The following is a 25,276-nucleotide window of genomic DNA, read 5'->3' as shown; positions in this document are numbered from 1 at the left end:
GGGTCAGAAGAAGGTGGTCTCGGTGCTGGCGGATGCCGCGGCGGCTGCCGGCGCGCCGGTTGGCGCACCGCCCAGCTGGCGCTGCTCGTCGGTGGTGTAGCCGGCGCTCAGCAGCGCGGTCCAGTCGGCGGGCTCGGGCGCGCGGCCCTCGACCAGCGCCTGCTGCAGCCGGGCGCTGCCCTGCACGATGCTGTGACAGACCTGGTCGACGATCTGCTGCACGCGGTCCTGGAACTGGAAGGCCACCATCAGCTGCTCGACCTGACGGCGCACCGCGTCGCTGCGCGCGGCCAGGTCGGCGGCGCGGGCGTTCAGCGCGTTCACCGCGCCGTCCACCTGCTCGACCACCTCGGCCACGGTCTTCTCCGAGCTGGCGATGACGACGTGGTCCTGCGCGTTGTGCGCGGCCGCGCCGTCCAGCGCCTGCTGCATCGCGTCGCCGAAGGTGTGCACCTGTTCGCTGATGCGCCGGCCCGTGTCGCCCGACTCGGTGGACAGGCGCCGCACCTCGGCGGCCACCACCGCGAAGCCGCGGCCGCTGCTGCCGGCGCGTGCCGCCTCGATGGCGGCATTGATCGACAGCAGGTTGGTCTGGCGCGCGAGCTTGGCCACGTCCTCGGCCATGTCGCGCAGATGGGTGGACGAGCCGGCCAGCGAGCGCACCGAGTGCATGACCTCGTCGCGCGAGGCCACGAACTGGTGGAAGTTGTCGATCAGGCTGCGCAGCTGCGCCTCGCACGCCGCCAGCACCTCGGCACGCGCGTCCAGCCCGTGCGCGGTGCCGCCGGCACCCGGCCCGACGGCGGTGATGGCGTCGAGCTGCTCCAGGATCTGCGCGAAGCCCTGCAGCAGCTGCTCGGTCGCGTCACGCATCTGCTGCTGCGCCGTGCCCAGGTGCGTGGTCCAGGTGCGCGCAGCCTCGTCGATGCAGCGCGCCAGTTGCACGCGCAGCTGGTCGGCAGGCGCCTCGGCCGGACCGCCGCGCAGGCGGCGCCACAGGCCGGCCAGCGTCCAGCCCGGGCGCGGCAGCGAGCGGCCGTCGGCCGGGGCGGTCACAAGGGTCGTGGTCAGGGTGTGGTGCGCGGCCATGTTGGAGATGCAGGCAGGTTGTCGACCGGTTGTTCATCAGCGCGGGCGGATCACCTTGAACAAGAAACGCAGAATTCGCTGATGACGCAGTTATCGACGGTTCGCTCTTCAAACTGAAGTCGCTGCGACGATGTGCAGATAATAGCGAATAGCTGCTCTTAAAGCGCAGAAATGATTCATTGGGGCGTTCATAAGTCGCGATTTGACCCCGATCCTGCCGGACGAGAGACTGCGCGCCTCCTTCCACTCCACCGGCGCGCTGCGCTGGTCCGCACCCGTGCAATCGAAGATCCCCTGCTGGCGCCCGCTGTGCGCCGCCGCCGTGCTGGCGTGCCTGTCCGGCCTGTCGCTCCACGCCGCCGCCACCCAGCCCACGACCCGCGTGCGCGCGGAGATCCCGGCCGAATTCCGCTGGGACTTCTCGGCCATCTACCCGGACTGGGCGGCCTGGGAGGCCGACATGCGCGTGATGGACACGCAGATGCAGGCGTTCGCCGCCCTGAAGGGCAGCCTGCGCCGGGGACCAGCGGCGCTGCTGAAGGCCTACCGCGCCTACGACGAGATCGGCAAGCTCAGCTACAAGCTCTACCGCTACCCGCAGCTGCAGCGCGACGTGGACAGCCGCGACCAGGCCGTGGCCGGACGACTGCAGCGCATCAGCGCGCTGTTTGCGCAGTTCGAGGCCGCCACCGCCTGGTTCACGCCCGAGCTGCTGGCGCTGCCGCAGGCGCGCGTGCGCGGCTGGATCGCCGCCACGCCGGCGCTGCAGCCGTACCGCTTCACCATCCTCGACAACTTCCGGCGCCAGGCGCACGTGCTCGACGAGAAGGGCGAGCGCTTGCTGGCGCTGGCGGGCCCGCTGGGGCAGGCCGGCGACAACAGCTACGACGCGCTGAGCACGGCCGACATCCAGTTCCCCAGCATCACCACCAGCGACGGCCAGACCGTGGTGCTGTCACCGGCCAACTACGGCGCACTGCTGGAGCGCAACCCGAACCAGGCCGACCGCGCTGCGGCCGCGGCGGCCCACGTGGGCAACTACGGCAAGACGGCCAACACCTACGCCGCCATCTACGAAGGCATCCTCCAGCGCAACTGGTTCCTGGCGCAGGCACGCGGGCACAAGACGACGCTCGACGCCGCGCTGCACGCCAACGACGTGCCGCGCAGCGTGGTCGAGGCGCTGATCGAGGCCACGCGGGCGGGCACGGCGCCGCTGCAGCGTTATGCCCGTCTGCGCAAGAAGCTGCTGGGGCTGGACAGCTACCACCTGTACGACGGCTTCCTGCCGGTGTACCGCAGCAGCCAGACCTACCCGTATGCACGGGCGCGCGAGCTGGCGCTGGAGTCGGTGGCGCCGCTGGGCCCCGACTACACGGCGAAGTTCCGGCAGTTCGTGGCCGGCGGACGCATCGACGTCTACGAGAACGAGGGCAAGCGCAGCGGCGCGTACAGCGCCGGGGTCTACGGCGTCGGTCCGTTCCAGTTGCTGAATTACAACGACACGCTGGAGTCGGCGTTCACCTTCGCGCACGAGGCCGGGCACGCGATGCACACGGTGCTGTCGTACGAGCACCAGCCGTTCGTGACGTCGGACTACACGATCTTCGTCGCCGAGGTGGCCTCGACCACCAACGAACGCTTCCTGCTCGACACGCTGCTGGCGCGCACCAGCGACCCCAGGGAGCGCTTCGTGCTGCTGGAGCAGGCGGTCGACGCCATCGTCGGCACCTTCTACACGCAGGTGATGTTCGCCGACTTCGAACTGCAGGCGCACCGCAAGGTGGAGCAGGGCGAGCCCGTCACGACCGAGGTGCTGAACGGCCTGTACGCCGGCCTGCTGAAGACCTACTACGGCGACGCGCTGGCGCACGACGACTTCTACAAGTTCACCTGGGCGCGCATCGGCCACTTCTTCAACGCGCCCTACTACGTCTATCAGTACGCCACGTGCTTCGCGTCGTCGGCGCAGCTGTACAGCGCGATGACCACCGGCTCCGAAGCGTCGAGGAAGGCCGCGACCGAGCGCTACCTGACGCTGCTGAAGAGCGGCGGCAACGACCACCCGATGCAGCAGCTGAAGAAGGCCGGCGTCGACCTGAGCCAGCGCAGCACCGTGCAGGCCGTCGTCGACCAGCTGGACGCGCTGGTGACGCAGATGGAGGCGGAGGCGGCGCGCATCGGCAGCCGCTGAGGATCGACCTGGACTTGTCGCGGATCAGGCACGACTGTCACTACATATTGACATCATCAAGTGTAAGTCTGACATTACAGCGGTGGGTGTCGTCCGGTGCCTGCAGTGGTAGTACCCGCGTGCAGGGTTTGCACGCAACCGAACTTCCTTCGAGGAGGGTCCATGACAAGCAATTCAGATCCGAACAGGGTGTGGCCGACAGGCTTCACCGAGGCCGAGTCCCAGGAGATCCACCGCAACCTGATCCAGGGAACGCAGATCTTCGGCTTCATCGCGGTGTTGGCGCACTTGTTCGCCTACATCTACTCGCCGTGGCTGCACTGAGCCGGGAGGACAGGAAATGATCTACGGAAGAATGTGGTGTGTGGTCAAGCCGTCCGTCGGCCTGCCCCTGATCATCGGCGCCGTCGCCGTGAGTTCGTTCGCCGTGCACTACGCACTGCTGACGCACACGACCTGGCTGCCGAAGTACTACGAAGGCGGCAAGGGCATGGCGGTGAAGGCCGCCGCGGCCCCGGCAGCGACCCTGGTCGCCGCCGCACCAGCGCCAGCGCAGAAGTAGCGGCTTTTTGCCTGCCGCGATCACGCACGGGCCCGTCATGCGGGCATGACGGCCCGTGGCGTGTGTCGCGTTCCCGCATGTCCCCGTCTGTTGCCGCCTTCCCAGGCGCAGGTGTGTCATGAATCCCGTCACACACAACCTCATCCAAGGCTGGGCCCGTCTCGGACCCCGCTTCCTGCCGTTCGCCGACGCCGCGACGCCCGACCTGCCGCTGGCGCGCCTGCTGCGCCTGTCGCTGTTCCAGGTCTCGGTGGGCATGGCGCTGGTGCTGCTGGTCGGCACGCTCAACCGCGTCATGATCGTCGAGCTGGGCGTGCCCGCGTCGCTCGTGGCCGTGATGGTGGCGCTGCCGGTGCTGTACGCGCCGCTGCGCGCGCTGATCGGCTTTCGGTCCGACACCCACCGCTCCGAGCTCGGCTGGCGCCGCGTGCCCTTCATCTGGATGGGCACGATGGTGCAGTTCGGCGGGCTGGCGATCATGCCGTTCGCGCTGCTGGTGCTGTCCGGCGGCGGCAACGCCGCGGCCTGGCCGTCGTGGGTCGGCCCGATGGGCGCCGGCCTGGCCTTCCTGCTGGTGGGCGCCGGCCTGCACACCACGCAGACCGCCGGCCTGGCGCTGGTCACCGACCTGGCGCCTGTGGAGTCGCAGCCGCGCGTGGTCGGCCTGATGTACGTGATGCTGCTGCTGGGCACCATCGTCAGCGCCGCGGCCTTCGGCTGGTTCCTGCACGACTTCACGCCCGGCCGCCTGGTCCAGGTGATCCAGGGCGCCGCCGTGGCGACGATGGTGCTGAACACCGTGGCACTGTGGAAACAGGAAACGCGCCGGCCCGCCCGCCTGCAGCGCCCGGTGGGGCCGCCGCCGGCATTCGGCCAGGCCTGGGCCGCCTACATCGCCGGCGACGGCGCGCGCCGCCGGCTGGTGGCCATCGCGCTGGGCACGATGGCCTTCGGCATGCAGGACGTGCTGCTCGAACCCTACGGCGGGCAGGTGCTGGGCCTGTCGGTCGGCGGCACCACCTGGCTCACCGCCACGCTGGCCGCGGGCGGCCTGCTCGGCTTCGGCCTGGCGTCCAGCATCCTCGGCCGCGGCTTCGACGCGGCGCGCATGGCGATGATCGGCGCGGCCGTGGGCGTGCCCGCGTTCCTGGCCGTGATCGTCGCCGCAGCCACGTTGTCGGTGCCCTTGTTCGTGGCGGGCGTGGCGTGCATCGGCTTCGGCGCCGGCCTGTTCGGCCACGGCACGCTGACGGTGACGATGAACCGCGCGCCGAAGGAACAGATCGGCCTGGCACTCGGTGCCTGGGGCGCGGTGCAGGCCACGGCGGCGGGTGTGGCCGTGGCGCTGGGCGGCGTGCTGCGCGACATCGTCGGCGCGCTGGCCATGCAGGGTCTTTTCGGCCACGCGGCAGCCCATGCGGCGACCGGATATGCTTTTGTCTACGCGCTGGAGGTCGTGCTGCTGCTCGCCACCATCGTCGTCATGGGCAGCCTGGTCGGTGCTCCGCACCGGCCGGCCCGGGCCGGCTCCACCGCCGGCGCATTCTGAACACAACAACGCAAGCACTGGAGAGCGCCACGTGAAGGTCCATCACATCATCCTGCTGGTCTGGTTCATCGTCTTCGCAGGCTGGCTCGTGCGCCAGTTCTCCGAGCACAACAAGCGGCTCGACGAGCAGCAGAAGAAGTGAAACGGACGGCGGCGCTCAGCCGCCGTCGCCCCTGGCGCCCAGCAGCCGGTCGGCCAGCGCGCCGACCACCAGGGCGCAGAACACGGCGCTGTTGAGCGCCAGCAGCCAGGCCAGCAGGCGGCCGCTGATCTCGAGGCCGAAGTCGTAGCTGAACTTCGCGCCGACCAGCGCCGCCACCGCCGCCAGCGCATGACCCGACCAGGCCCGCCACCGTGCGGGCCTGTTGCTGTCGGGCCGCTGCGTCGTCATCGCGGCGACGGGCTCACTTGCCGGTGGGCACCTTGCCTTCCACGCCCTTGACGTAGAAGTTGATGCCGCCCATGAACTTGTCGTCGGCGACCTCGTCCTTCTTCACCACTTCCTTGCCGTCCTGGCCGAGGATGGGGCCCTTCCAGATCACGAAGCTGCCGTCCTTCAGGCCGGCCTTGATCTTCTCGACCTGCTCCTTCGTCTCGGCCGGCACCTTGTCGCTGATGCTGACGAGGTCGATGGCGCCTTCCTTCACGCCCCACCAGGTGGCGCTGCCACCCTTCCAGCTGCCGTCGAGCGCGGCGCGCGTGGCCTGGATGTAGTACGGCGCCCAGTTGATGATGGCGCTGGCCAGGTGGGCGTCGGGCGCGTAGGCGCTCATGTCGCTGTCCCAGCCGAAGGCGAGCTTCTTGTTGCTGGCGGCGGTCTTGAGCACGGCCGACGAGTCGGTGTTCTGGAACAGCACGTCGGCGCCGGCGTTGATCAGGCTCTGCGCGGCCTCGGTCTCCTTCGGCGGTGCGAACCACTCGTTGACCCAGACCACCTTGGTCTTCACCTTCGGGTTCACGCTCTGCGCGCCCAGCGTGAAGCTGTTGATGTTGCGGATGACCTCGGGGATGGGGATCGAGCCGACCACGCCCAGCGTGTTGCTCTTGGTCATCTTGCCCGCGATCACGCCGGCCATGTACGCACCTTCGTACGTGCGGCTGTCGTAGGTGCGCATGTTCTCGGCCTGCTTGTAGCCGGTGGCGTGCTCGAAGCGCACGTCCTTGGCGTCGGCCGCCACCTTGAGCATCGGCTCCATGTAGCCGAAGGTGGTGCCGAAGATCAGCTTGTTGCCCTGGCCCACCATGTCGCGGAACACCCGCTCGGCGTCCGCGGCCTCGGGCACGTTCTCGACGAAGCTGGTGACGACCTTGTCGCCGAACTCCTTCTCGACCGCCTTGCGCGCGTTGTCGTGCGCGAAGGTCCAGCCGCCGTCGCCCACCGGGCCGACGTAGGCGAAGGCGATCTTCAGCGGCTCGGGCTTGGCCGGCGCCGACGCGGCGGCCGATGCGGGCGCGGCGGCCTGCGGCGCTTCTTCCTTCTTGCCGCAGCCGGCGAGCACGGCGCTGGCCGCGGCCAGCATCAGCAGGGAACGCTTCGAGACGGTCATGGGGGCTCTCTCCTGGAGTGAAACGAAGGATTATGGATTCAGGAACCGGGGAAGAAGGGCTTGCCCAGCGAGGCGGGCATGTTGACGCGGATCCACGTGGCGTTGCTGGAGATCAGCACCAGCACGACGATGGTCGCCAGGTACGGCAGCATCGTCAGGAACTGGCTCGGCACGTCGACGCCCTGGCTCTGCAGGTGGAACTGCAGCATCGTCACGCCGCCGAACAGGTACGCGCCCAGCAGCACGCGCGCCGGCCGCCAGGTGGCGAAGGTGGTGAGCGCCAGCGCGATCCAGCCCTTGCCGGCCACCATGCCCTGCACCCACAGCGGCGTGTAGATGACGCTCAGGTAGGCGCCCGCCACGCCGCACAGCGCGCCGCCCACCACCACCGCGGCCATGCGGATGCGCCGCACCGGGTAGCCCAGCGCGTGCGCCGATTCGGGCGACTCGCCCACCGCGCGCAGCACCAGCCCCGCTCGCGAGCGGTACAGGAACCAGGCCAGCACCAGCGTCAGCACGATGGCGATGTAGACCATCGGGTGCTGGCGGAACAGCGCCGGGCCGACGAACGGAATGTCGGCCAGCAGCGGCACCGCGTGCTGCGTGCGTTCGCCGATCTTCGCCTGCACGTAGCCGATGCCCACGAAGGCCGAGAAGCCGGCGCCGAACATGCTGAGCGCCAGCCCCGAGGCGTACTGGTTGGTGTTGAGCCAGATCACCAGCACGCCGAAGGCCGCGGCCATCAGCGCGCCGGCGCCGGCGCCGGCGGCAAACGCCAGCCAGTCGTTGCCGGTGTGCACCGCGGTGGCGAAGCCGGCGATGGCGGCGACCAGCATCATGCCTTCCGCGCCGAGGTTGACGATGCCCGCACGTTCGTTGATCAGCAGCCCGAGGCCGGCGATGGCCAGCACGGTGCCGGCATTCAGCGTCGCGGCGATCAGCAGGGCGAACGTGTGGTCCATGGTCAGGCGCTCCGGGCCGGTGCCGCGCGCTGCAGGCGCACCCTGTAGTGGATCAGCGTGTCGCAAGCCAGCAGCGTGAACAGCAGCAGGCCCTGGAACACGCCCGTCAGGCTCTTGGGCAGGCCCAGCCGCGACTGCGCGAGCTCGCCGCCGATGTAGAACATGCTCATCAGCAGGCCCGAGAACACGATGCCCACCGGGTGCAGCCGCCCGACGAAGGCGACGATGATGGCCGCGAAGCCGTAGCCGGCCGGCACGTAGGGCGTGAGCTGCCCCAGCGGCCCGGCGGCTTCCAGACCACCGGCCAGCCCGGCCATGCCGCCCGACAGCAGCAGCGCCGTCCACAGCGCGCTGCGCGACGAGAAGCCCGCATACCGCGCCGCGGCCGGCGCCAGCCCGCCCACCTGCAGCTGGAAACCCTGGTAGGTGCGGAACAGGAAGGCCCAGAAGCCCGCCACCGCCACCAGCCCGATCAGCACGCCGATGTTGGCGCGCAGCCCGTCCACCAGCCGCGGCACCTTCGTCACCGCGTCGAAGCTGATGGTCTGCGGGAAGTTGTAGCCCTTCGGGTCTTTCCAGGGGCCGTAGACCAGGTAGCTCAGCACCATCTCGGCCACGTACACCAGCATCAGGCTCACCAGGATCTCGCTGGCGTTGAAGCGGTCGCGCAGCAGCGCCACGATGCCGGCCCACAGCATGCCGCCCAGCACGCCCGCCAGCAGGATGGCCACGACGATGCCGCGCCCCATCCAGGCCGTCTCGGGGCCGGCCTGCATCGCCACCCAGCCCGCGGCCAGCGCGCCCACCACGAACTGCCCTTCGGCGCCGATGTTCCACACGTTGCTGCGGAAGCACACGGCCAGCCCCAGCGCGATCAGGATCAGCGGCGTGGCCTTCACGCTCAGCTCCGACAGCGCGTACAGGCTCCGCACCGGCTCGACGAAGAACACCTGCAGCCCGCGCACCGGGTCCTTGCCCAGCGCCACGAACAGCGCCACGCCGATCAGCACCGTGATCGCCAGCGCCAGCAGCGGGCTGGCGATGCTCATCCAGCGCGATGGCTGCGGCCGGGCTTCAAGCCGCAGCATGGGCCGCCTCCGCTGGCTGTTGGTTCCACAGGCCGCTCATCCAGGCGCCGATCTGCTCGACCGTGGCCGCGGCCACCGGCACCGGCGGCGACATGCGCCCCTGCGCGATGACGACCAGCCGGTCGCTGATCTCGAACAGTTCGTCGAGCTCTTCGCTCACCACCAGCAGCGCGCAGCCGGCGTCGCGCAGTTGCAGCAGCTCGCCGCGGATCAGCGCCGCCGCGCCCACGTCCACGCCCCAGGTGGGCTGGCTGACGATCAGCAGCTTCGGGTCGGCGTCGATCTCGCGGCCGACGATGAACTTCTGCAGGTTGCCGCCCGACAGGCTCTTGGCCGCCGCGCCCGGCCCGCCGGCCTTGACGTTGAAGCGCGCGATGATGTGTTCGGCCAGCGCCTGCACGCGCGCGTTGGCGATCCAGCCGCTGCGGGACACGGTTTGCGTGCGCGTCAGCAGCGTGTTCTGCGCCAGGCTGAAGCCGGGCACCGCGCCGCGGCCCAGGCGTTCCTCGGGCACGAAGTGCAGGCCCTCGTGGCGGCGGCGGCGTGGCGAGTGCGCCGCGATGTCCTGGCCGAACAGGCGGATGCTGCCGGCCGGCGCGCGCGTGTCCTCGCCCGAGAGGGCCGCCATCAGCTCCTGCTGGCCGTTGCCCGAGACCCCGGCCACGCCCACGATCTCGCCGGCGCGCACCTCGAAGCCGATGTCCTGCAGCGTGGTGCCGAAGGGGTCGCGCTGCGGCAGCGACAGCCCCTGCACCGCCAGCACCACGTCGCCGGCGCGCGCGGCCTGGTGCTGCAGCTGCGGCGGCTCGGCGCCGATCATCAGGCGCGACAGGCTGGCGTTGCTTTCCTGCGTGGGGTCGACCTCGCCGGTGACGCGGCCGCCGCGCAGCACCGTGCAGTGGTGGCACAGCGCGCGGATCTCGTCGAGCTTGTGGCTGATGTAGAGGATGCTGGTGCCGCGCGCGCTGAGCATGCGCAGCGTGACGAAGAGCTTGTCCACCGCCTGCGGCGTCAGCACCGAGGTGGGTTCGTCCAGGATCAGCAGCTGCGGGTCGGTCAGCAGCGCACGCACGATCTCCACGCGCTGGCGCTCGCCGACGCTGAGCGAATGCACCGGGCGCTGCGGGTCCACGTCGAGCCCGTAGCTGTGCGCGACCTCGGTGATGCGCTCGCGCACCTGCGCCAGGCTCAGCGTCTTGTCGAGGCCCAGCCACACGTTCTCGGCCGCGGTCAGCGTGTCGAACAGGCTGAAGTGCTGGTAGACCATGCTGATGCCGAGCCGGCGCGCCTCGGCCGGGCTCTTCACCGTGACGGGCCGGCCGTTCCAGAGGATCTGCCCTGCGTCGGGCTGCACGGCGCCGTAGATGATCTTCATCATCGTGCTCTTGCCGGCACCGTTCTCGCCCAGCACGGCGTGGATCTCGCCGGGCTGCACGCGCAGGTGCACGCCGTCGTTGGCACGCACGGCGGGGTACTGCTTGCTGATGCCTTGCAGTTCGAGTCGCAACATCGGGGGGCTCCTCAGCCGGCGTGGCGCAGCACGCCGGCGGTGTAGCTGGCGGCCACGTTGCGGTCGTCGGCCTGCGTCAGCCAGGCGAAGACACGCGCGTGCAAGTCCTGCGGCGGCAGGCCGGGCACGGCGCCGCAGGCCACCGCGTCGCGGTGCGCGGCCACCGGCCCGCGGGCCCAGCGCCAGGCCACCACGTCGGCCAGCGCGCCGGGCTCGAAGTGGCCGATCTCGTGCGCCAGCCCCAGCGCCTCGGCGGCGCCGCGCGTGGCGGTGTGCAGGGCGGTCCAGGCGCTCAGCCGCGTGCCGCGCAGCATCTGCACCTTGTAGGCCTCGGCCAGCGTGCGCGTCATGCTCAGGCTGGTGCCGCCGCCGACGTCGCTGGCCAGCGAGACGCGGTGGCCGGCGTCCACCGCCGCCTGCCAGTCGAACAGCCCGCTGCCCAGGAACAGGTTGCTGCTGGGGCAGAAGGCGATCTGCGCGCCGGTGTCGGCCAGCAGCCGGCGGTCGGCGGCGTCGAGCCAGATGCCGTGCGCCAGCACCGCGCGTTCGTTCAGCAGGCCGTGGCGGTGGTAGACGTCGAGGTAGCTGCGCGCCTGCGGGAACAGCGCGGCGATCCACTGCACCTCGGCCGTGTTCTCGGCCACGTGCGTCTGCATGAACAAGCCCGGGTGGCGCTGCAGCAGCCGGCCGGCCATCGCCAGCTGCGCCTCGGTGCTGGTGGCGGCAAAGCGCACGGTGACGGCGAAGCTGCTGCGGCCGCGGCCGTGCCAGCGGGCGATGAGGTCCTCGCAGTCGGCTTCGGCGCCGGCCACGTCGTCGCGCAGGCCGTCGGGCGCGTGGCGGTCCATCAGCACCTTGCCGGTGACGATGCGCATGCCGCGCTGCCGCGCGGCGTCGAACAGCGCCTCGGCCGACACCTTGTGCACGGTGGGGAACACCACGGCCGCGGTGGTGCCGTGCGCCAGCAGCGCGTCGAGGAACAACGCCGCGCCGGCGGCGGCGACCGCCGGGTCGGCGTAGCGGCGCTCGGCCGGGAAGGTGTAGGTCTCCAGCCAGTCCAGCAGGTTGGCGCCATAGCTGGCGATCACGTCGAGCTGCGGGCAGTGCACGTGCGTGTCGATGAAGCCCGGCAGCAGCAGGTGGCCGCTGTGGTCCACGCGCTGCCAGTCCTCGCCCGGCGGCTGGTCGCCGGGCAGCGCACCGGCGATGCGGCCGTCGGCGCCCACCAGCAGCCAGTGGTCGGGCCGCCAGCGCACGCCGTGCAGCGCGGTGCTGCCCCAGACGGGCGCAGCCGTGAAGTCGAGCAGGTCGCCCCGCAGTGCGGTTGCCTTCATCGGACGATCCTCATGCCGTGGCCCGTCCCGGCAGCGTGCGCGTGCCAAGCTGCCGCGCCACGTCGCGCACCTGCTCGCGGAACCAGCGCATCGCCGGCTGGGCGTGCGTCAGGTCGTGCCACAGCTGGTAGTAGGTCAGCGGCGGAAAGGCCAGCGGGCAGCGCACCACCTTCACCGGCAGCGTGTCCACGTAGCGGCTGCAGAACAGCCGGCCGGTGGTCAGCACCAGCAGGCTGCCGGCCACCATCAGCGGGATCAGGCTGAAGTGCGAGGCGCGCACCACGATGTTGCGCTGCGCGCCCTGGGCCGCGAGGTGTTCGTCGATGACGCCCAGCGCGCCCGGGTGCATCGGCATCGGCGCCACGTGTTCGCAGGCCAGGTACTTGTCGGCGTTCCAGCCGCGGCCCGCCGCCGGGTGCTGCTCGGACACGAGGCACACGACCTCGTCGCTGAGCAGCCGGCCCAGGTGCAGTTCGCCCGGCGGCTGCAGCCAGTTGCCGATGACGAGGTCGACATCGCCGGCGGCGAGGTGGCGGCGGTAGTCGTAGTCCTGGTTCAGCGGCATCAGCTCCAGGCGCACGCCCGGGGCGGCGTGTTTCACCTGCCCCACCAGCGCGGGCAGGAACAGCGGGTCGAGGTAGTCGCTGGCCGCGACGCGGAACGTCAGCGTGCTGGCCGCGGCGTCGAAGCCGGTGCTGCGCGCCGAACGTGCGTGCGGGCTGAACAGGCGTTCGGCCTCGTGCAGCACGCGCGCGGCCGGGTCCAGCAATTGCAAGGCGGTCTCGGTGGGCCGCATCTGCTGGCCGGCCCGCACCAGCAGCGGGTCACCCGTCAGCGCCCGCAGGCGCTTGAGCTGCGCGCTGACGGCGGGCTGCGTGCTGGCCAGCCGCATGGCGGCGCGCGAAACGCTGCGTTCGGTGATCACGGTGTGCAGGACCCGGATGAGATGGAGGTCGATGGTGTCGAAATCGGCCCGCCTCACCATATGACTCCTCGCATAACCAGTATTCTAGCCAGCGTATACACACGGGAACGGACCGCAGTACCTTACGGGTCAACCCGAAGCACGCACCGCGCCAGGATCCACGCCGCATGAACCAGACACGACCCTTGCGATTCTTCCACCGCGGCGCGGTGGTCGAACTGCCCGACCCGCCCAGCACGCGCACCGTGCTGGAGTGGCTGCGCGAAGACCAGCGCTGCACCGGCACCAAGGAAGGCTGTGCCGAAGGCGACTGCGGCGCCTGCACCGTGGTCATCGGTGAACTCCAGGGCGGGCAGCTGGCGCTGAAGCCGGTGAACGCCTGCATCCAGTTCCTGCCCACGCTGGACGGCAAGGCGCTGTTCACGGTGGAAGACCTGGCGCCGGGCGCGCCCGGGGCTGCACCGCTGCACCCGGTGCAGCAGAGCCTGGTCGACTGCCACGGCTCGCAGTGCGGCTTCTGCACGCCGGGCTTCGTGATGTCGCTGTGGGCCTGCTACGAACGCCACCAGGGCGCGGGCACGGTGCCCACGCGGCAGCAACTGGCCGACGATCTCTCGGGCAACCTGTGCCGCTGCACCGGCTACCGGCCCATCCTCGACGCCGGCCAGCAGATGTTCCAGGCCGCGCCGCAGCGGCTGGCCACGGCCCCGGTGGTGGCGGCGCTGCAGCAGTTGCAGGCCGACCCGCCGCTGCACACGCCCGGCGGCTTCCACGCCCCGCGCACGCTGGCCGACTTCGCGGCGCTGCGCGCGGCGCTGCCGGACGCGCGCGTGCTGGCGGGCAGCACCGACATGGGCCTGTGGGTCACGAAGCAGTTCCGCGACCTGGGCGCGCTGATCTCCATCGGCGCCGTGGACGCGCTGCGCGCCATCGACACCGCCGACGGCGCTCTGCACATCGGCGCCGGCGCCACGCTGGAAGCCGCCTGGCAGGCGCTGGCCGCGCACTGGCCGGCGCTGCGCGACGTGTGGCTGCGCTTCGCGTCGCTGCCCATCCGCCAGGCCGGCACGATGGGCGGCAACGTCGCCAACGGCTCGCCCATCGGCGACGCCGCCCCGGTGCTGATGGCGCTCGACGCGGCCATCGTGCTGCAGCGCGGCGACGTGGTGCGCAGCCTGCCGCTGGCCGACTTCTACGTCGACTACATGCAGAACCGGCTGCAGCCCGGCGAGTTCGTGCGCGCGTTGCGCGTGCCGCTGCCCGACCCGCTGGCCACCGGCGCCGTGGTGCGGGCCTACAAGATCAGCAAGCGCTTCGACTGCGACATCTCGGCCGTGTGCGCCGGCCTCGCGCTGCAGCGCGACGGCGACACGGTGCGCGCCGCGCGCTTCGCCTACGGCGGCATGGCGGCCACCGTGCGCCGCGCGGCGCACGCCGAGGCGGCCGTCGTCGGCCAGCCGTGGTCGGCCGCCACCGTGCAGGCCGCGATGGCCGCGCTGGCACACGACTTCAAGCCGCTGACCGACATGCGCGCCAGCGCCGCGTACCGGCTGCAGGTGGCGCAGAACCTGCTGCAGCGGCTGTGGCTGGAGACGCGAGCCGACGCGCCGTTGCCCGAGTCGGCCGTCAGCGTCTTCGCCCGCGGGGTGCCGGCATGAACAACCCAGCCGACCTGCCGCTGCAGGGCAGCCCGCACCGCGTGGCCGGCGCCGCGGTGCCGCACGAGTCCGCGGCGCTGCACGTGGCCGGCGCCGCGCCCTACACCGACGACCTGCCCGAACTCGCCGGCACGCTGCACGCGGCGCTGGGCCTGTCGCCGCTGGCGCACGGCGTGCTGCGCGGCATCGACCTCGCGCGCGTGCGCGCCGTGCCCGGCGTGGTGGACGTTTTCACCGCGCAGGACATCCCCGGCCCCAACGAGTGCGGCGCGCTGGTGCCGGACGACCCCATCCTCGCCGGCGAGCCCGGCGCCGTGCTGCGCTACCTGGGCCAGCCGGTCTATGCCGTGGTGGCGACCACGCGGGAGGCCGCGCGCCGCGCCGCGGCGCTGGCGCGGCAGGTGATCGCCGCCGACGCGCTGCCGCCGGTGCTGACGCCGCAGCAGGCGCACGCGGCGCAGCAGTACGTGGTGCCGCCGATGCACCTGGCGCGCGGCGACGCACGCGCGGCCATCGACGCCGCGCCGCACCGCTTCACGACCAGCTTCGACGTCGGCGGCCAGGAGCAGTTCTACCTGGAAGGCCAGATCTCCTACGCGGTGCCGCGCGAGGCCGGCGGCATGCAGGTCTTCTGCTCCACCCAGCACCCCAGCGAGATGCAGCACGTGGTGGCGCACGCGCTGCGGCGGCCGGCGCACGCGGTGCAGGTGGAGTGCCGGCGCATGGGCGGCGGCTTCGGCGGCAAGGAATCGCAGTCGGCGCAGTTCGCGTGCGTGGCCGCGGTGGCCGCGGCGCGCCTGCAGCGGCCCGTGAAGCTGCGCGTGGACCGCGACGACGACTTCCTGATCACCGGCCGCCGCCACTGCTTCCACTACGCCATCGAGGTCGGCCACGACGACGCCGGCCGCATCCTCGGCGCCGAGGTCACCATGGTCAGCCGGGCCGGCCATTCGGCCGACCTGTCGGGCCCGGTGATGACACGCGCGCTGTGCCACTTCGACAACGCCTACTGGCTGCCGCACGTGGCGATGCACGGCTACAGCGGCAAGACGAACACGCAGAGCAACACCGCCTTCCGCGGCTTCGGCGGCCCGCAGGGCGCGATCGCGATCGAGGCCGTGATGGACAGCGTGGCGCGCCGCCTCGGCCTGGACCCGCTGGCGGTGCGCCGCGCCAACTTCTACGGCGAGCACACGAACAACGTCACGCCCTACGGCCAGACGGTCGACGACAACATCCTCGCGCCGCTGGTCGACAGGCTCGAGCGCAGCAGCGACTACGCCGCGCGCCGCGCCGCGGTGGCCGCGTTCAACGCCGGCAGCCCGGTGCTGAAGAAGGGTCTGGCGCTGACGCCGCTGAAGTTCGGCATCAGCTTCAACGTCGTGCACCTGAACCAGGCCGGCGCGCTGGTGCACGTGTACACCGACGGCAGCGTGCTCGTGAACCACGGTGGCACCGAGATGGGCCAGGGCCTGAACACCAAGGTGGCGCAGGTGGTGGCGCAGGAACTGGGCCTGCCCCTGGCCGCCGTGCGCGTGAGCGCCACCGACACGCACAAGATCGCCAACACCAGCGCCACCGCGGCCAGCACCGGCAGCGACCTCAACGGCAAGGCGGCGCAGGACGCGGCGCGGCAGATCCGCGCACGGCTCGAACGCTTCCAGGCCGAGCACCCGCAGCACGCCGGCCTGCCCTGGCCGGCGCTGGTGCAGCAGGCCTACCTGGCACGCGTGCAGCTGTGGAGCGACGGCTTCTACGCCACGCCCGGACTGCAGTGGGACCGCCAGACCATGCAGGGCCGGCCCTTCTACTACTTCGCCTACGGCGCCGCGGTCAGCGAGGTGCTGGTGGACACGCTCACCGGCGAATGGAAGCTGCTGCGCGCCGACGTGCTGCACGACGTGGGCACCTCGCTGAACCCCGCCATCGACATCGGGCAGATCGAGGGCGCCTTCATCCAGGGCATGGGCTGGCTGACGATGGAAGAGCTGGTGTGGCACCCGCAGACCGGCGCGCTGCTGACGCACGCGCCCAGCACCTACAAGATCCCCACCGCCAACGACTGCCCGCCGCACTTCGACGTGCAGTTGTTCGACCGCCCCAACGCGAAGGACAGCATCCACCGCAGCAAGGCCGTGGGCGAGCCGCCGCTGCTGCTGCCGTTCTCGGTGTTCTTCGCGATCCGCGATGCGGTCTCGGCCGTCGGCGGCCACCGCGTCGACCCGCCGCTGCAGGCGCCGGCCACCGGCGAGGCCATCCTGCGCGCGGTGCAGGCGGTGCAGGCCGGGTGCGCAGCAGGGGCTGCAGCATGAACCTGCAGGCCGCTGCGCTGCTGTGGCAGGCCGAAGGCCGGCCGGCGGTGGTCGTCGAGGTCGCGGCGCACCGCGGCTCGGTGCCGCGCGAGACCGGCACGCGCATGCTGGTGGCGGCGCAGCAGGTGATGGGCACCATCGGCGGCGGGCACCTGGAGCTGCGCGCCATCGCCGACGGGCGGGCGCTGCTGCGCGGCGAGGCGGTCGCCACCGAGCAGGCTATTGCGCTCGGCCCCACGCTGGGCCAGTGCTGCGGCGGCGCGCTGACGCTGCGCTTCACGGCGCTGGCCGCCAGCGCACCCGGCACCTGGGACCGGCCCGCACCGCGCTTCGCGCTGCAGCTGTACGGCGCCGGCCACGTGGGCCGCGCCATCGTGCAGCTGCTGGAAGGCATCGCCTGCCGCGTGCAGTGGATCGACGAGCGCGAGAGCGAATTCCCGCGCACACCCTCGGCCGCGCACATCGAGCGCGTGTGCGTGGACAGCGTCGAGGCCGAGGTGGCGCAGGCCGCGCCCGGCAGCTGCTTCCTCGTGCTCACGCACAGCCACGACCTCGACCTGCGCATCACCGAAGCCGTGCTGCGCCGCGGTGACTTCGCCTACCTGGGGCTGATCGGCTCGGCCACCAAGCGCGCGCGCTTCCTGCACCGCTTCGAGGCCCGCGGCATCGCGCCCGAGGTGTCGTCGCGGCTGACCTGCCCGATCGGCGTGCCGGGCGTCGCCGGCAAGGAACCCGAGGTGCTGGCGATCGCCGTGGTGGCGCAGCTGCTGGCGCTGCCGGCGGCCGCGGCCGCCGGGCAGGGCTACGCGCCGGCCGCCACGCGGCGCAGCGCCGCGCCGTCGAGCACCTGCACCGAGTAGCCGGCCACCGAGATCACGCCCTGGCGCGCCAGGCTGCGCATCAGGCGCGACAAGGTCTCGGGCGTGATGGCCAGCTGCGAGGCGATGTCGCGCTTGCGTTCGTCGAGCCGCACCAGGCCCTGCTGCTCGCCCATGGCCTCGAGCCGCTGCACCAGCCACGCCGCGAAACGCGCCGGCGCGTCCTTGTGCATCAGCTCGTGCGTGTTCATCGACAGGCTCTGCACCTCGCGCGCCAGGCTGATGACGAGCTGGCGCGCCACGCCGGGGTGCTGCGCCAGCTGGGCCTGCAGCGCCTCGCAGGGCAGCTCGACGATGACGGCCTCGCTGGTGGTGCGCGCGTCCATGGCGTGGAAGCCGCGCAGCCAGGCCGAGCTCTGGTCGAGCCAGGCCGGGCCGTGCACCGGGCGCTCGATGCGGAAGACGCCGTCGGCGCCGCGGTAGCCCAGCGCCACGTCGCCGCGCTGCGCCAGCACCAGGCAGGTGGCGGCGTCGCTGCGGTCGAAGACCGACGCGCCGGCCGGCACCGTGCGCGCGCGGGCCAGGGCCGCGAGCATGGCCACCTCGGCCGGTGTCAGCGCGGCCGTGCCGAACAGCCCCGCCCAGGTGCGCATGTCCTGCGGCACGGGCGTGCCGGCTGCTCCCGTCGGGGCCGCCTGCCGCTCGGCAGCCGGACGCAGCGCCGTCGTGGCGGTCGCTGCGCGCGTGGCGGCGCGGGTCGTGATCAGGTCGTGTTGCATGTGGCATCCCCCTGGGCCAGGGGTGTTGGCGGGTCGGCCAACTGTCGGCCAGTCACGCGGGCCGGTGCTTGCGCCAGATCAACCGGGCTTTCCAGCCCCTCTCCGCGGTGGCGCAGGGCGTTGTTCCTGCACAAGACTTCGGGCGGGCTCCGCCTGCCTCAGGCCGCGACCACCCGGTTGCGCCCGCCGGCCTTGGCGGCGTACAGCGCGGCATCGGCGGCGGCGGCGGTGTGCGGCCAGTCGGCCAGCGTGGCGCAGGGCGCCGAGATGCCGATGCTGATGGTGCAGCCGATCGCCGCCGTGGCCCCCGCGCCAGCGTTGCCCGCGGCCGTGGACAGCGTCGCCACGGCCAGCCGCAGGCGCTCGGCCAGCGCACCCGCATCGGCGGCGCTGCAGTCGGGGCAGCAGACGCAGAACTCCTCGCCGCCCATGCGCGCCACCAGGTCGCCCGGGCGCACGTTGCGGCGCAGCACCTCGGCCACGTCGCGCAGCACGGCGTCGCCGGCGGCGTGGCCGTGGTTGTCGTTGATGCGCTTGAAGTGGTCGATGTCCAGGCTCAGCAGCGTCACCGGCGGCGCCTGGCGGCGGCCGAAGTGGCGCGCCAGCGCGTCGTCCAGGCCGCTGCGGTTGAGCACGCGGGTCAGCGCGTCGCGCGTGGCCAGCGTGGCCAGCTGCCCCGCCAGCCGTTCGAACACCAGCCACAGCATGCTCATCGCCAGCAGCACCGCGGCCAGCGAGGCGTAGGCGTAGTAGACCTGCGAGAACAGGCCGCTGTAGACGTTGTCGGCGCCGCGCACCGCGAAGATGGCGCTGCGTGCCAGCGTCAGCGCCGCGAGCACGCCCACCATCGCGGCCATCAGCCGCAGCGGCAGGTGCAGCACCGCCTCCGCGCGCCGCGGCGCATGGGCGGCAGACACGGCCAGCGCGGCGTACAGCAGGCCCAGCACGCCGTTCAGCAGCACCGCGCGGCCGGCGCCCGGCTGCCACTGCACGACCAGCAGGTTGGTGCCCAGGAACACCAGCAACGCGGTGGCCGCCACGCGCAGCGTCAGCGCGTCGCGGCCGGTGAAGCGGCGCAGGCCGGCGATGAACAGCAGCGTCGCGCCGACCATCATCGTGTCGAGCAGCGGGCCCAGGGCGCTGGCCGAGCCCAGCCCCACCAGCAGCCGACCGACGTAGGCGGCGCCGAACAGCACCAGCCCGGTCGCCCACTCGCGCACGCCGCCACGCGGCGGCAGGCGGCGCGCGATCATGAACATCAGCCCGCCGCTGCACAGCAGGTGGGCGGCGAGCACGGCGATGAAGGTGGCTGGATCCATGGTGGGCCGGAAGCCCGCCCTTATAGCCCAGCCAGGTCGTCAGGCCCTGATGTGCGCTGCGGATTTCAGCGCCCGCGGAACCCCTGCAGCAGCTGCTGCGAGCCGGCGGCCAGCAGCCGCGCGTCGGAGCCCATCGTGACGAAGTCGAAACCCATCGCCACGCGTGCCTTGGCCACCTCGGGCGCGCCGTTGTGGATGCCCGCGCGCAGGCCGTGCGCCTTGGCGCGCGCCAGGATGTGTTCGATGGCCTGCTGCACCGGCGGGTCGACGTCGTCGAACACCGGCCGGCAGCCGAGTGCCAGCGACAGGTCCGACGGGCCGATGTAGATCGCGTCCAGCCCTTCGACCGAGAGGATGGCGTCGAGGTTGTCCAGCGCCTGCGCGGTCTCGATCATCGCGAAGGTGACGATGGTGTCGTTGGCCTGCTGCGGGTAGTCGGCGCCGCCGTACAGCGTGGCGCGCACCGGCCCGAAGCTGCGCGTGCCGCGCGGCGCGTAGTGGGTGTAGGCCACCAGCTTCTGCGCGTCTTCGCGTGTGTTCACCATCGGGCAGATCACGCCGTAGGCACCCGCGTCCAGCGCCTTCATCAGCGCGCCGGGCTCCAGCCAGGGCACGCGCACCACGGGCACGGTGGCGGTGGTGGAGATGGCCTGCAGCATGCCGACCATGGCCTGGTAGTCGACCACGCCGTGCTGCAGGTCGACGGTGAGGCTGTCCCAGCCCTGGTGCGCCATCACCTCGGCACTGAAGCTGCTGGGCACGGCCAGCCAGCCGTTGACCACGGCCTGGCCCGCCTGCCACAGCGTGCGGAGTCGGTTCTCTCTCATGGGTGTCCTTGTCAGTCGAGCTTCACGCCGCCCTGGGCCACCACGGCCGCCCACTTCTTGCGTTCCCGCTCGAAGAACTCGGCGAACTGCGGCGGTGCCATCGTATGCACTTCCGCGCCCTGCGACACCAGGCGTTCCTGCACTTCGGGGCTGCGGATGATGCGCGTGAGCTCGGCCGACAGGCGCGCCACCGCGGCGTCGGGCAGGCCGGCCGGGGCCAGCATGCCCTGCCAGGTGCCCGACTCGAAACCGGCCACGCCCTGCTCGGCGATGGTGGGCACCTGCGGCAGCAGCGGCACGCGCGCCGACTTGCTGACGCCCAGCACCTTCAGCTTGCCGGCCTGCACCTGCGGCAGGGTGGCGAGCATGCCGTTCATCAGCACCTGGGTCTGGCCGGCGACGGTGTCGCCGATGGCCTGCGCGCCGCCCTTGTACGGGATGTACTGCCAGTCGGCCTTGGTGGCCTTCTCGACCGCCACGCCCGCCAGGTGCGGCGCGCTGCCGATGGCGGTGACGGCGAAGTTCAGCTTCTCCTTCTTCGACAGCGCCACCAGCTCCTGCAGGTTGTTCGCCGGCACCGAGGGGTGCACCACCAGCAGGTGCGGCGAGTAGGCCAGCATCGTGACGCCGCGCAGGTCCTTGCTCGGGTTGAAGGCCAGCTGCGTGTAGACCGACGGCGAGATCGCCAGCGCGCCCACGTCGCACAGCAGCAGCGTGTGGCCGTCGTTCGACTTCGCGACCATGTCGCTGCCGGTGTTGCCGTTGGCGCCGGGCCGGTTCTCGACGAGGACCGTGGTGTCCAGCGCCTGGCCCAGCGGACCGCTGATGGCGCGCGCGATGATGTCCGACGACCCGCCCGGCGGGTAGGGCACGACGATGCGCAGCGGCTTGCTCGGCCAGGCGTCGGCGGCGGCCGCGGGGGCGGCGGCCAGCGTGAGGGTGCAGAGGGCGGCGGCGAGCGATGCGTGCAGGGCGGCGCGGCGGGTCGGGGTGGACATGGGGGTCTCCGCTGAAGTGGTCAGTCATCGTACAACTGAGCCCGCACTGCAGCAGTCCGGGTTGACCCGGGGGTGGCGCTACCTGCTCACGCGCCGCGCCTGCGGCGCTCTCGGCTCACGCGCCGCGCCTGCGGCGCTCTCGGCTGTTCCCGAGATGCGTGCGCATCGCCGCCCGCGCCGCCTCGGGGTCCTGCCGCGTGATGGCGTCGAAGATGTTCTCGTGCTCGGCGTTCACGCGCCGCAGGTAGTCCTGCCGCGCGGCGTCGAGCGCGTCGGGCGGGTCCAGCCGCGAGCGCGGGATGATGCGCGGCCCGAGTGTGGCCAGCAGGTCGGCGAAGTGCGTGTTCTGCGTCGCGCGGGCGATCTCGGCGTGGAAGCCGAAGTCGGCCGCCACCGCGTCGCGCCCGGCCGCCACCGCGGCGGCGAAGGTGTCGAGCGCACTGCGCATGGCCGCCAGCTGCGCCGTGGTGCGGCGCTGCGCCGCGAGTGCCGCGGCCTCGGTCTCGACGCCGATGCGCAGCTCCAGCAGCGCGATCACGTCGCCCAGCGTCGCCAGCTGCGCCGCCCCCACCTGGAAGCCCTGCGGCGCCGTGCCCACCACGAAGGTGCCGATGCCGTGCCGCGTCTGCACCAGCCCGGCGGCCTGCAGCTGCGACAGCGCCTCGCGCACCACGGTGCGGCTGACGCCGAACTCGGCCATGAACTGGCCTTCGGTGGGCAGCTTGGCGCCCAGCGGCAGGTGGCCGTGCACGATGCGCTGGCGCAGGGCCTCGACGAGATCCAGGGTGCGCGGGCGGCGCGGGGCGGCGGGTGTGACCATGGCCTCAGTTGTACGACAACCCACCGGCGTGCGCGCCCGGGGTTGACCCGCTGCCGACGCTTCAGCCGAACAGGTCGGCCATCGCCGCGCGCGGGATCACCGCGCCGCGGTGCTGGATGACACGCGCCGCCAGCCGGTTGCCGGCCTGCGCGGCCTCGACCGGCGTGCGCCCGGCCAGGCGGGCGGCCAGGTAGGCGCCGGCGAACGAATCGCCGGCAGCCGTGGTGTCGACGACCTCGGTCACCGGCTCGGTGGCCACCTCGGCCACGCCGCCGGCGTGGCGCAGCACGGTGGCGGCGGCGCCGCGCTTGACCACCAGTTCGGGGCAGGGCAGGTCCAGCGTGGCGGCCAGCGCGTCGGCGGCGTCGGGGCGGCCCCACAGCGCCTGTTCGTCGTCCAGCGTCGCCAGCACCAGGCCGGCCGCCGCCACGGCCTGGCGGTAGGCCGCGCGGGCGGTGGCCGCGTCGGCCCACAGCCGCGGGCGGTAGTTGTTGTCGAACACCACCAGCGCACCGCGCGCACGCAGCGCCGCGGCCAGCGCCAGCAGGCGTTCGCGCCCGGCCGGCGGCAGGATGGCCAGGCTGATGCCGCTGAAGTACAGCGCCGCCAGGCCGCCGGCCGCAGCTTCCAGCGGCGTGGCTTCGGGCGGGTCGAAGTAGGCACGCGCCGCGGCCTGGTCGCGCCAGTAGCTGAACTGGCGCTCGCCGCGCGCGTCGACGCTGATCTGGTACAGCCCCGGCATGCGCCCCAGCAGCCGCTGCACCAGGCCCAGGCCCAGGCCTTCGTCGGCCCACAGTTCCAGCAGCCGCGTGCTCAGCGGGTCGTCGCCTACCGCGCTGGCGTAGTCCACCTGCAGGCCCTGCGCCGCGCCACAGCGTGCCAGGTAGACGGCGGTGTTGTAGGTGTCGCCGCCGCAGGTCTGGCGCATGGCGCCGAAGGCCGTGCCCTGCAGTTCGATCATGCATTCGCCGAACGAGGCCACGCGCTGCGGTGCCGGGGTGGAAGGTGTGCCGTCTCCCATGGATTCCCCTAGCTGGCCCGGAACGGGGTTTCGATAGTCTGCGATGGTCATACGAAAGCGATCATGACATCTCCGGGCTCCTCTTCGTCTTCTTCCTCCCCCATCCGCACCGTGCTGCTGACCGGCGCCGCCGGCACGCTGGGCCGTGCGCTGGCCGCGCCGCTGCGGGCTGCCTTTGCGCATGTGCGGCTGTCGGACCTGGCTGGCCCGCTGGGCGCTTTAGGTGACCCGCAGGCCGTGCCCTGCGACTTGGCCGACGGCGCCGCCGTGCACCGGCTGCTGGAGGGCGTGGATGCTGTCGTGCACCTGGGCGGCGTCTCGGTGGAGAAGCCGTTCGACGTGGTGCTGCCGGCCAACATCACCGGCGCCTTCCACCTGTACGAAGCCGCGCGGCGGCAAGGCGTGCGGCGCATCGTCTTCGCCAGCTCCAACCACGTGACCGGCTGCTACCGGCAGGACGAACGCGTGCGCCCGCAGGACCCGCCGCGCCCCGACGGCTACTACGGCTTGAGCAAGCTCTACGGCGAAGGCCTGGCCAGCATGTACTGGGACCGCTACGGCATCGAGACCGTGGCGCTGCGCATCGGCTCGGGCACGCCGGCACCGGTCGACCGCCGTGGGCTGTCGACCTGGCTGCACCTGGACGACCTGGCGCAGCTGGTGACGTGCGCGCTGACCGCGCCCGGCGTCGGCTTCCTGGTGGCCTACGGAACATCAGACAACGCCCGCAGCTGGTGGGACACGGCCGAGGCCTGGCAGCGGCTGGGCTACCGGCCGCAGCACAAGTCGGAAGACCACGCCGCCGCCGTGCAGCACCTGCTGCAGCCCGAAGGGCCGATGCGCACGCTGCAGGGCGGGCTGTTCCTGGGTGTAGGCCCGTTCGGCGACACCACGCCCTGAACCGCGCAACGCTCATGCCCGACTTCACCCCCACGCTGCGCCTGCCCGACCCCTGCGTCGAGGTGCTGCACCCGAGCTTCCTGCCGCTGCGCCTGTTCTCGGCGCGGCTGGAGCGCCTGGCCACCGGCTGCTACTGGGCCGAAGGCCCGGTGTGGTTCGGCGACGGGCGCTACCTGCTGTGGAGCGACATCCCGAACGACCGCATCCTGCGCTGGGACGAGTGCAGTGGCACCACCAGCGTGTTCCGCGCGCCTTCGGGCCACGCCAACGGCCTGGCGCGCGACCGCCAGGGCCGGCTGCTGGCCTGCGAACACGGCACGCGGCGCATCACACGCACCGAACACGACGGCCGCATCACCGTGCTGGCCGATCACTTCGGCGGCAAGCGCCTGAATTCACCGAACGACATCGTCTGCGCCAGCGACGGCGGCATCTGGTTCACCGACCCGCCCTTCGGCATTGCCGGCTGGTGGGAAGGCGGGCCGGCCACGCCCGAGGTGCCGCACGGTGTGTACCGCATCGCGCCCGACACCGGCGCGCTGCAGTGCGTGCTGGACGACCTGGCCGGCCCCAACGGCCTGGCCTTCAGCCCCGACGAGCGCGTGCTGTACGTGGTGGAAAGCCGTGCCACGCCGCACCGCGTGATCTGGGCCTACGACGTGGACGGCGCCCGGCTGACGAACAAGCGCCGCTTCGTCGACGCCGCCGGCCCCGGCGCCTACGACGGCATCGCGGTGGACGTGCTGGGCAACGTGTGGTGTGGCTTCGGCAGCAATGGCAGCGCCGAGGCCGACGCGGCGGCGCTGGACGGTGTGCGCGTGTACGACGCCAGCGGGCGGGCGCTGGCGCACATCCATTTGCCAGAGCGCTGCGCGAATTTGTGTTTTGGCGGGGCGCATTACAACCGGCTGTTCATGGCGAGCAGCAGTGGGGTGTATGCGTTGCATGTGGGGGTGGAGGGGGTGGTGCGGTGAGCACTTGTTGTGCGGACGCCAATAGTTCGGGCGGATGGGATGCTGCGTTGCGCAGCCTCATCTCGCTCGGCTGCCTTGGACGACAGAGCG

General features: G+C 71.9%; 23 protein-coding genes. 9 read left to right on the top strand and 14 right to left on the bottom strand.

Translation table 11 applies throughout. From position 1 onward, the window contains the following. Nucleotides 1–3: 3 nt before the first annotated feature. Nucleotides 4–1,089 carry a methyl-accepting chemotaxis protein gene (locus ACPOLB_RS11335; RefSeq protein ID WP_425261469.1) on the bottom strand — a complete coding sequence of 362 codons (1,086 nt, stop codon included), beginning with the start codon at nt 1,087–1,089 and terminating at the stop codon, nt 4–6. Between the two features lie 202 nt (nt 1,090–1,291). Here ACPOLB_RS11335 and pepF point away from each other — a divergent pair, with 202 nt between their 5' ends. The 4 genes from pepF to ACPOLB_RS11315 all read left to right on the top strand — a co-directional run bounded on the left by pepF (nt 1,292) and on the right by ACPOLB_RS11315 (nt 5,394). After that, on the top strand, nt 1,292–3,283 hold the full coding sequence (gene pepF, locus ACPOLB_RS11330) for an oligoendopeptidase F (protein ID WP_425261468.1): 1,992 nt from the start codon (nt 1,292–1,294) through the stop codon (nt 3,281–3,283). A gap of 162 nt (nt 3,284–3,445) precedes the next feature. Further along, nucleotides 3,446–3,607 carry a light-harvesting protein gene (locus ACPOLB_RS11325; RefSeq protein ID WP_425261467.1) on the top strand — a complete coding sequence of 54 codons (162 nt, stop codon included), beginning with the start codon at nt 3,446–3,448 and terminating at the stop codon, nt 3,605–3,607. Between the two features lie 31 nt (nt 3,608–3,638). Then, nucleotides 3,639–3,845, top strand: coding sequence for a light-harvesting protein (locus ACPOLB_RS11320; protein WP_425261910.1), 207 nt, complete (start codon nt 3,639–3,641; stop codon nt 3,843–3,845). 118 nt (nt 3,846–3,963) lie between these two features. Beyond that, nucleotides 3,964–5,394 (top strand): PucC family protein, encoded by a 1,431-nt coding sequence (locus tag ACPOLB_RS11315; RefSeq protein WP_425261466.1) that lies wholly within the window; start codon nt 3,964–3,966, stop codon nt 5,392–5,394. A gap of 157 nt (nt 5,395–5,551) precedes the next feature. Here the strand turns inward: ACPOLB_RS11315 and ACPOLB_RS11310 are convergent, their stop codons facing one another. The 7 genes from ACPOLB_RS11310 to ACPOLB_RS11280 are packed head-to-tail and all read right to left on the bottom strand — an operon-like array spanning nt 5,552 to nt 12,820. Continuing rightward, a complete protein-coding gene (locus tag ACPOLB_RS11310; protein ID WP_425261465.1) occupies nt 5,552–5,785 on the bottom strand; it encodes a hypothetical protein in 234 nt (77 codons plus the stop codon). Between the two features lie 13 nt (nt 5,786–5,798). Continuing rightward, nucleotides 5,799–6,941: a BMP family ABC transporter substrate-binding protein gene (locus ACPOLB_RS11305; RefSeq protein ID WP_425261464.1), complete on the bottom strand. Its 1,143-nt coding sequence runs from the start codon at nt 6,939–6,941 to the stop codon at nt 5,799–5,801. Nucleotides 6,942–6,979: 38 nt separating this feature from the next. After that, on the bottom strand, nt 6,980–7,903 hold the full coding sequence (locus ACPOLB_RS11300) for an ABC transporter permease (RefSeq protein ID WP_425261463.1): 924 nt from the start codon (nt 7,901–7,903) through the stop codon (nt 6,980–6,982). Between the two features lie 2 nt (nt 7,904–7,905). Continuing rightward, nucleotides 7,906–8,991: an ABC transporter permease gene (locus ACPOLB_RS11295; RefSeq protein ID WP_425261462.1), complete on the bottom strand. Its 1,086-nt coding sequence runs from the start codon at nt 8,989–8,991 to the stop codon at nt 7,906–7,908. Beyond that, nucleotides 8,978–10,501 carry an ABC transporter ATP-binding protein gene (locus ACPOLB_RS11290; RefSeq protein WP_425261461.1) on the bottom strand — a complete coding sequence of 508 codons (1,524 nt, stop codon included), beginning with the start codon at nt 10,499–10,501 and terminating at the stop codon, nt 8,978–8,980. Before ACPOLB_RS11290 ends, ACPOLB_RS11295 begins: the two co-directional genes overlap by 14 nt. 11 nt (nt 10,502–10,512) lie before the next feature. Next, the gene (guaD, locus tag ACPOLB_RS11285; RefSeq protein ID WP_425261460.1) at nt 10,513–11,835 is read right to left on the bottom strand and encodes a guanine deaminase; all 1,323 of its coding nucleotides are present in this window, start codon (nt 11,833–11,835) and stop codon (nt 10,513–10,515) included. Between the two features lie 10 nt (nt 11,836–11,845). Further along, a complete protein-coding gene (locus ACPOLB_RS11280; RefSeq protein ID WP_425261459.1) occupies nt 11,846–12,820 on the bottom strand; it encodes a LysR family transcriptional regulator in 975 nt (324 codons plus the stop codon). Between the two features lie 107 nt (nt 12,821–12,927). Between ACPOLB_RS11280 and xdhA the strand changes: the two genes are divergently transcribed. From xdhA to xdhC, 3 genes are read left to right on the top strand one after another with little or no spacing between them, the layout of a single operon-like run. Then, entirely contained in the window at nt 12,928–14,418 is a 1,491-nt protein-coding gene (xdhA, locus tag ACPOLB_RS11275; RefSeq protein WP_425261458.1) for a xanthine dehydrogenase small subunit, read from the top strand. Further along, on the top strand, nt 14,415–16,730 hold the full coding sequence (gene xdhB / locus ACPOLB_RS11270; protein WP_425261457.1) for a xanthine dehydrogenase molybdopterin binding subunit: 2,316 nt from the start codon (nt 14,415–14,417) through the stop codon (nt 16,728–16,730). The genes xdhA and xdhB overlap by 4 nt, the downstream gene beginning before the upstream one ends. After that, nucleotides 16,727–17,590: a xanthine dehydrogenase accessory protein XdhC gene (gene xdhC / locus ACPOLB_RS11265; protein ID WP_425261456.1), complete on the top strand. Its 864-nt coding sequence runs from the start codon at nt 16,727–16,729 to the stop codon at nt 17,588–17,590. Before xdhB ends, xdhC begins: the two co-directional genes overlap by 4 nt. On the opposite strand, the gene ACPOLB_RS11260 is transcribed toward xdhC, so the two are convergent. From ACPOLB_RS11260 to ACPOLB_RS11235, 6 genes are all read right to left on the bottom strand, one after another. Beyond that, complete coding sequence (locus ACPOLB_RS11260; RefSeq protein WP_425261455.1) at nt 17,533–18,327, bottom strand: Crp/Fnr family transcriptional regulator; 795 nt, start codon at nt 18,325–18,327, stop codon at nt 17,533–17,535. The two genes, xdhC and ACPOLB_RS11260, sit on opposite strands and share 58 nt — an antisense overlap. Before the next feature lie 158 nt (nt 18,328–18,485). Continuing rightward, a complete protein-coding gene (locus tag ACPOLB_RS11255) occupies nt 18,486–19,646 on the bottom strand; it encodes a diguanylate cyclase (protein WP_425261454.1) in 1,161 nt (386 codons plus the stop codon). Nucleotides 19,647–19,711: 65 nt separating this feature from the next. Continuing rightward, the gene (locus ACPOLB_RS11250) at nt 19,712–20,473 is read right to left on the bottom strand and encodes an HpcH/HpaI aldolase family protein (RefSeq protein WP_425261453.1); all 762 of its coding nucleotides are present in this window, start codon (nt 20,471–20,473) and stop codon (nt 19,712–19,714) included. An 11-nt stretch (nt 20,474–20,484) separates the two neighbouring features. Continuing rightward, complete coding sequence (locus ACPOLB_RS11245; protein WP_425261452.1) at nt 20,485–21,471, bottom strand: Bug family tripartite tricarboxylate transporter substrate binding protein; 987 nt, start codon at nt 21,469–21,471, stop codon at nt 20,485–20,487. Nucleotides 21,472–21,586: 115 nt separating this feature from the next. Then, nucleotides 21,587–22,291, bottom strand: coding sequence for a FadR/GntR family transcriptional regulator (locus tag ACPOLB_RS11240; RefSeq protein WP_425261451.1), 705 nt, complete (start codon nt 22,289–22,291; stop codon nt 21,587–21,589). Nucleotides 22,292–22,352: 61 nt separating this feature from the next. After that, nucleotides 22,353–23,312, bottom strand: a complete 960-nt coding sequence (locus ACPOLB_RS11235; protein WP_425261450.1) for a sugar kinase — start codon at nt 23,310–23,312, stop codon at nt 22,353–22,355. Between the two features lie 111 nt (nt 23,313–23,423). On the opposite strand from ACPOLB_RS11235, the gene ACPOLB_RS11230 reads away from it, so the two are divergent. Further along, nucleotides 23,424–24,212 carry an NAD-dependent epimerase/dehydratase family protein gene (locus ACPOLB_RS11230; protein ID WP_425261449.1) on the top strand — a complete coding sequence of 263 codons (789 nt, stop codon included), beginning with the start codon at nt 23,424–23,426 and terminating at the stop codon, nt 24,210–24,212. Nucleotides 24,213–24,226: 14 nt separating this feature from the next. After that, on the top strand, nt 24,227–25,186 hold the full coding sequence (locus ACPOLB_RS11225; RefSeq protein WP_425261448.1) for an SMP-30/gluconolactonase/LRE family protein: 960 nt from the start codon (nt 24,227–24,229) through the stop codon (nt 25,184–25,186). Nucleotides 25,187–25,276: the final 90 nt, after the last annotated feature.

Origin of the sequence: Rubrivivax soli, from assembly GCF_049810355.1 — a bacterium.
Taxonomy (GTDB): domain Bacteria; phylum Pseudomonadota; class Gammaproteobacteria; order Burkholderiales; family Burkholderiaceae_C; genus Rubrivivax.
This window is presented reverse-complemented; position numbering and strand designations above follow the sequence as displayed.

Excerpts from the sequence above, each read along its gene's own strand:
- ACPOLB_RS11335 (WP_425261469.1), bottom strand. The coding sequence starts at position 1,089 with ATGGCCGCGCACCACACCCTGACCACGACCCTTGTGACCGCCCCGGCC.
- ACPOLB_RS11325 (WP_425261467.1), top strand. The coding sequence starts at position 3,446 with ATGACAAGCAATTCAGATCCGAACAGGGTGTGGCCGACAGGCTTCACC.
- ACPOLB_RS11320 (WP_425261910.1), top strand. The coding sequence starts at position 3,639 with ATGTGGTGTGTGGTCAAGCCGTCCGTCGGCCTGCCCCTGATCATCGGC.
- ACPOLB_RS11315 (WP_425261466.1), top strand. The coding sequence starts at position 3,964 with ATGAATCCCGTCACACACAACCTCATCCAAGGCTGGGCCCGTCTCGGA.
- ACPOLB_RS11310 (WP_425261465.1), bottom strand. The coding sequence starts at position 5,785 with ATGACGACGCAGCGGCCCGACAGCAACAGGCCCGCACGGTGGCGGGCC.
- ACPOLB_RS11305 (WP_425261464.1), bottom strand. The coding sequence starts at position 6,941 with ATGACCGTCTCGAAGCGTTCCCTGCTGATGCTGGCCGCGGCCAGCGCC.
- ACPOLB_RS11300 (WP_425261463.1), bottom strand. The coding sequence starts at position 7,903 with ATGGACCACACGTTCGCCCTGCTGATCGCCGCGACGCTGAATGCCGGC.
- ACPOLB_RS11295 (WP_425261462.1), bottom strand. The coding sequence starts at position 8,991 with ATGCTGCGGCTTGAAGCCCGGCCGCAGCCATCGCGCTGGATGAGCATC.
- ACPOLB_RS11290 (WP_425261461.1), bottom strand. The coding sequence starts at position 10,501 with ATGTTGCGACTCGAACTGCAAGGCATCAGCAAGCAGTACCCCGCCGTG.
- guaD (WP_425261460.1), bottom strand. The coding sequence starts at position 11,835 with ATGAAGGCAACCGCACTGCGGGGCGACCTGCTCGACTTCACGGCTGCG.
- ACPOLB_RS11280 (WP_425261459.1), bottom strand. The coding sequence starts at position 12,820 with ATGGTGAGGCGGGCCGATTTCGACACCATCGACCTCCATCTCATCCGG.
- xdhA (WP_425261458.1), top strand. The coding sequence starts at position 12,928 with ATGAACCAGACACGACCCTTGCGATTCTTCCACCGCGGCGCGGTGGTC.
- xdhB (WP_425261457.1), top strand. The coding sequence starts at position 14,415 with ATGAACAACCCAGCCGACCTGCCGCTGCAGGGCAGCCCGCACCGCGTG.
- xdhC (WP_425261456.1), top strand. The coding sequence starts at position 16,727 with ATGAACCTGCAGGCCGCTGCGCTGCTGTGGCAGGCCGAAGGCCGGCCG.
- ACPOLB_RS11260 (WP_425261455.1), bottom strand. The coding sequence starts at position 18,327 with ATGCAACACGACCTGATCACGACCCGCGCCGCCACGCGCGCAGCGACC.
- ACPOLB_RS11255 (WP_425261454.1), bottom strand. The coding sequence starts at position 19,646 with ATGGATCCAGCCACCTTCATCGCCGTGCTCGCCGCCCACCTGCTGTGC.
- ACPOLB_RS11250 (WP_425261453.1), bottom strand. The coding sequence starts at position 20,473 with ATGAGAGAGAACCGACTCCGCACGCTGTGGCAGGCGGGCCAGGCCGTG.
- ACPOLB_RS11245 (WP_425261452.1), bottom strand. The coding sequence starts at position 21,471 with ATGTCCACCCCGACCCGCCGCGCCGCCCTGCACGCATCGCTCGCCGCC.
- ACPOLB_RS11240 (WP_425261451.1), bottom strand. The coding sequence starts at position 22,291 with ATGGTCACACCCGCCGCCCCGCGCCGCCCGCGCACCCTGGATCTCGTC.
- ACPOLB_RS11235 (WP_425261450.1), bottom strand. The coding sequence starts at position 23,312 with ATGGGAGACGGCACACCTTCCACCCCGGCACCGCAGCGCGTGGCCTCG.
- ACPOLB_RS11225 (WP_425261448.1), top strand. The coding sequence starts at position 24,227 with ATGCCCGACTTCACCCCCACGCTGCGCCTGCCCGACCCCTGCGTCGAG.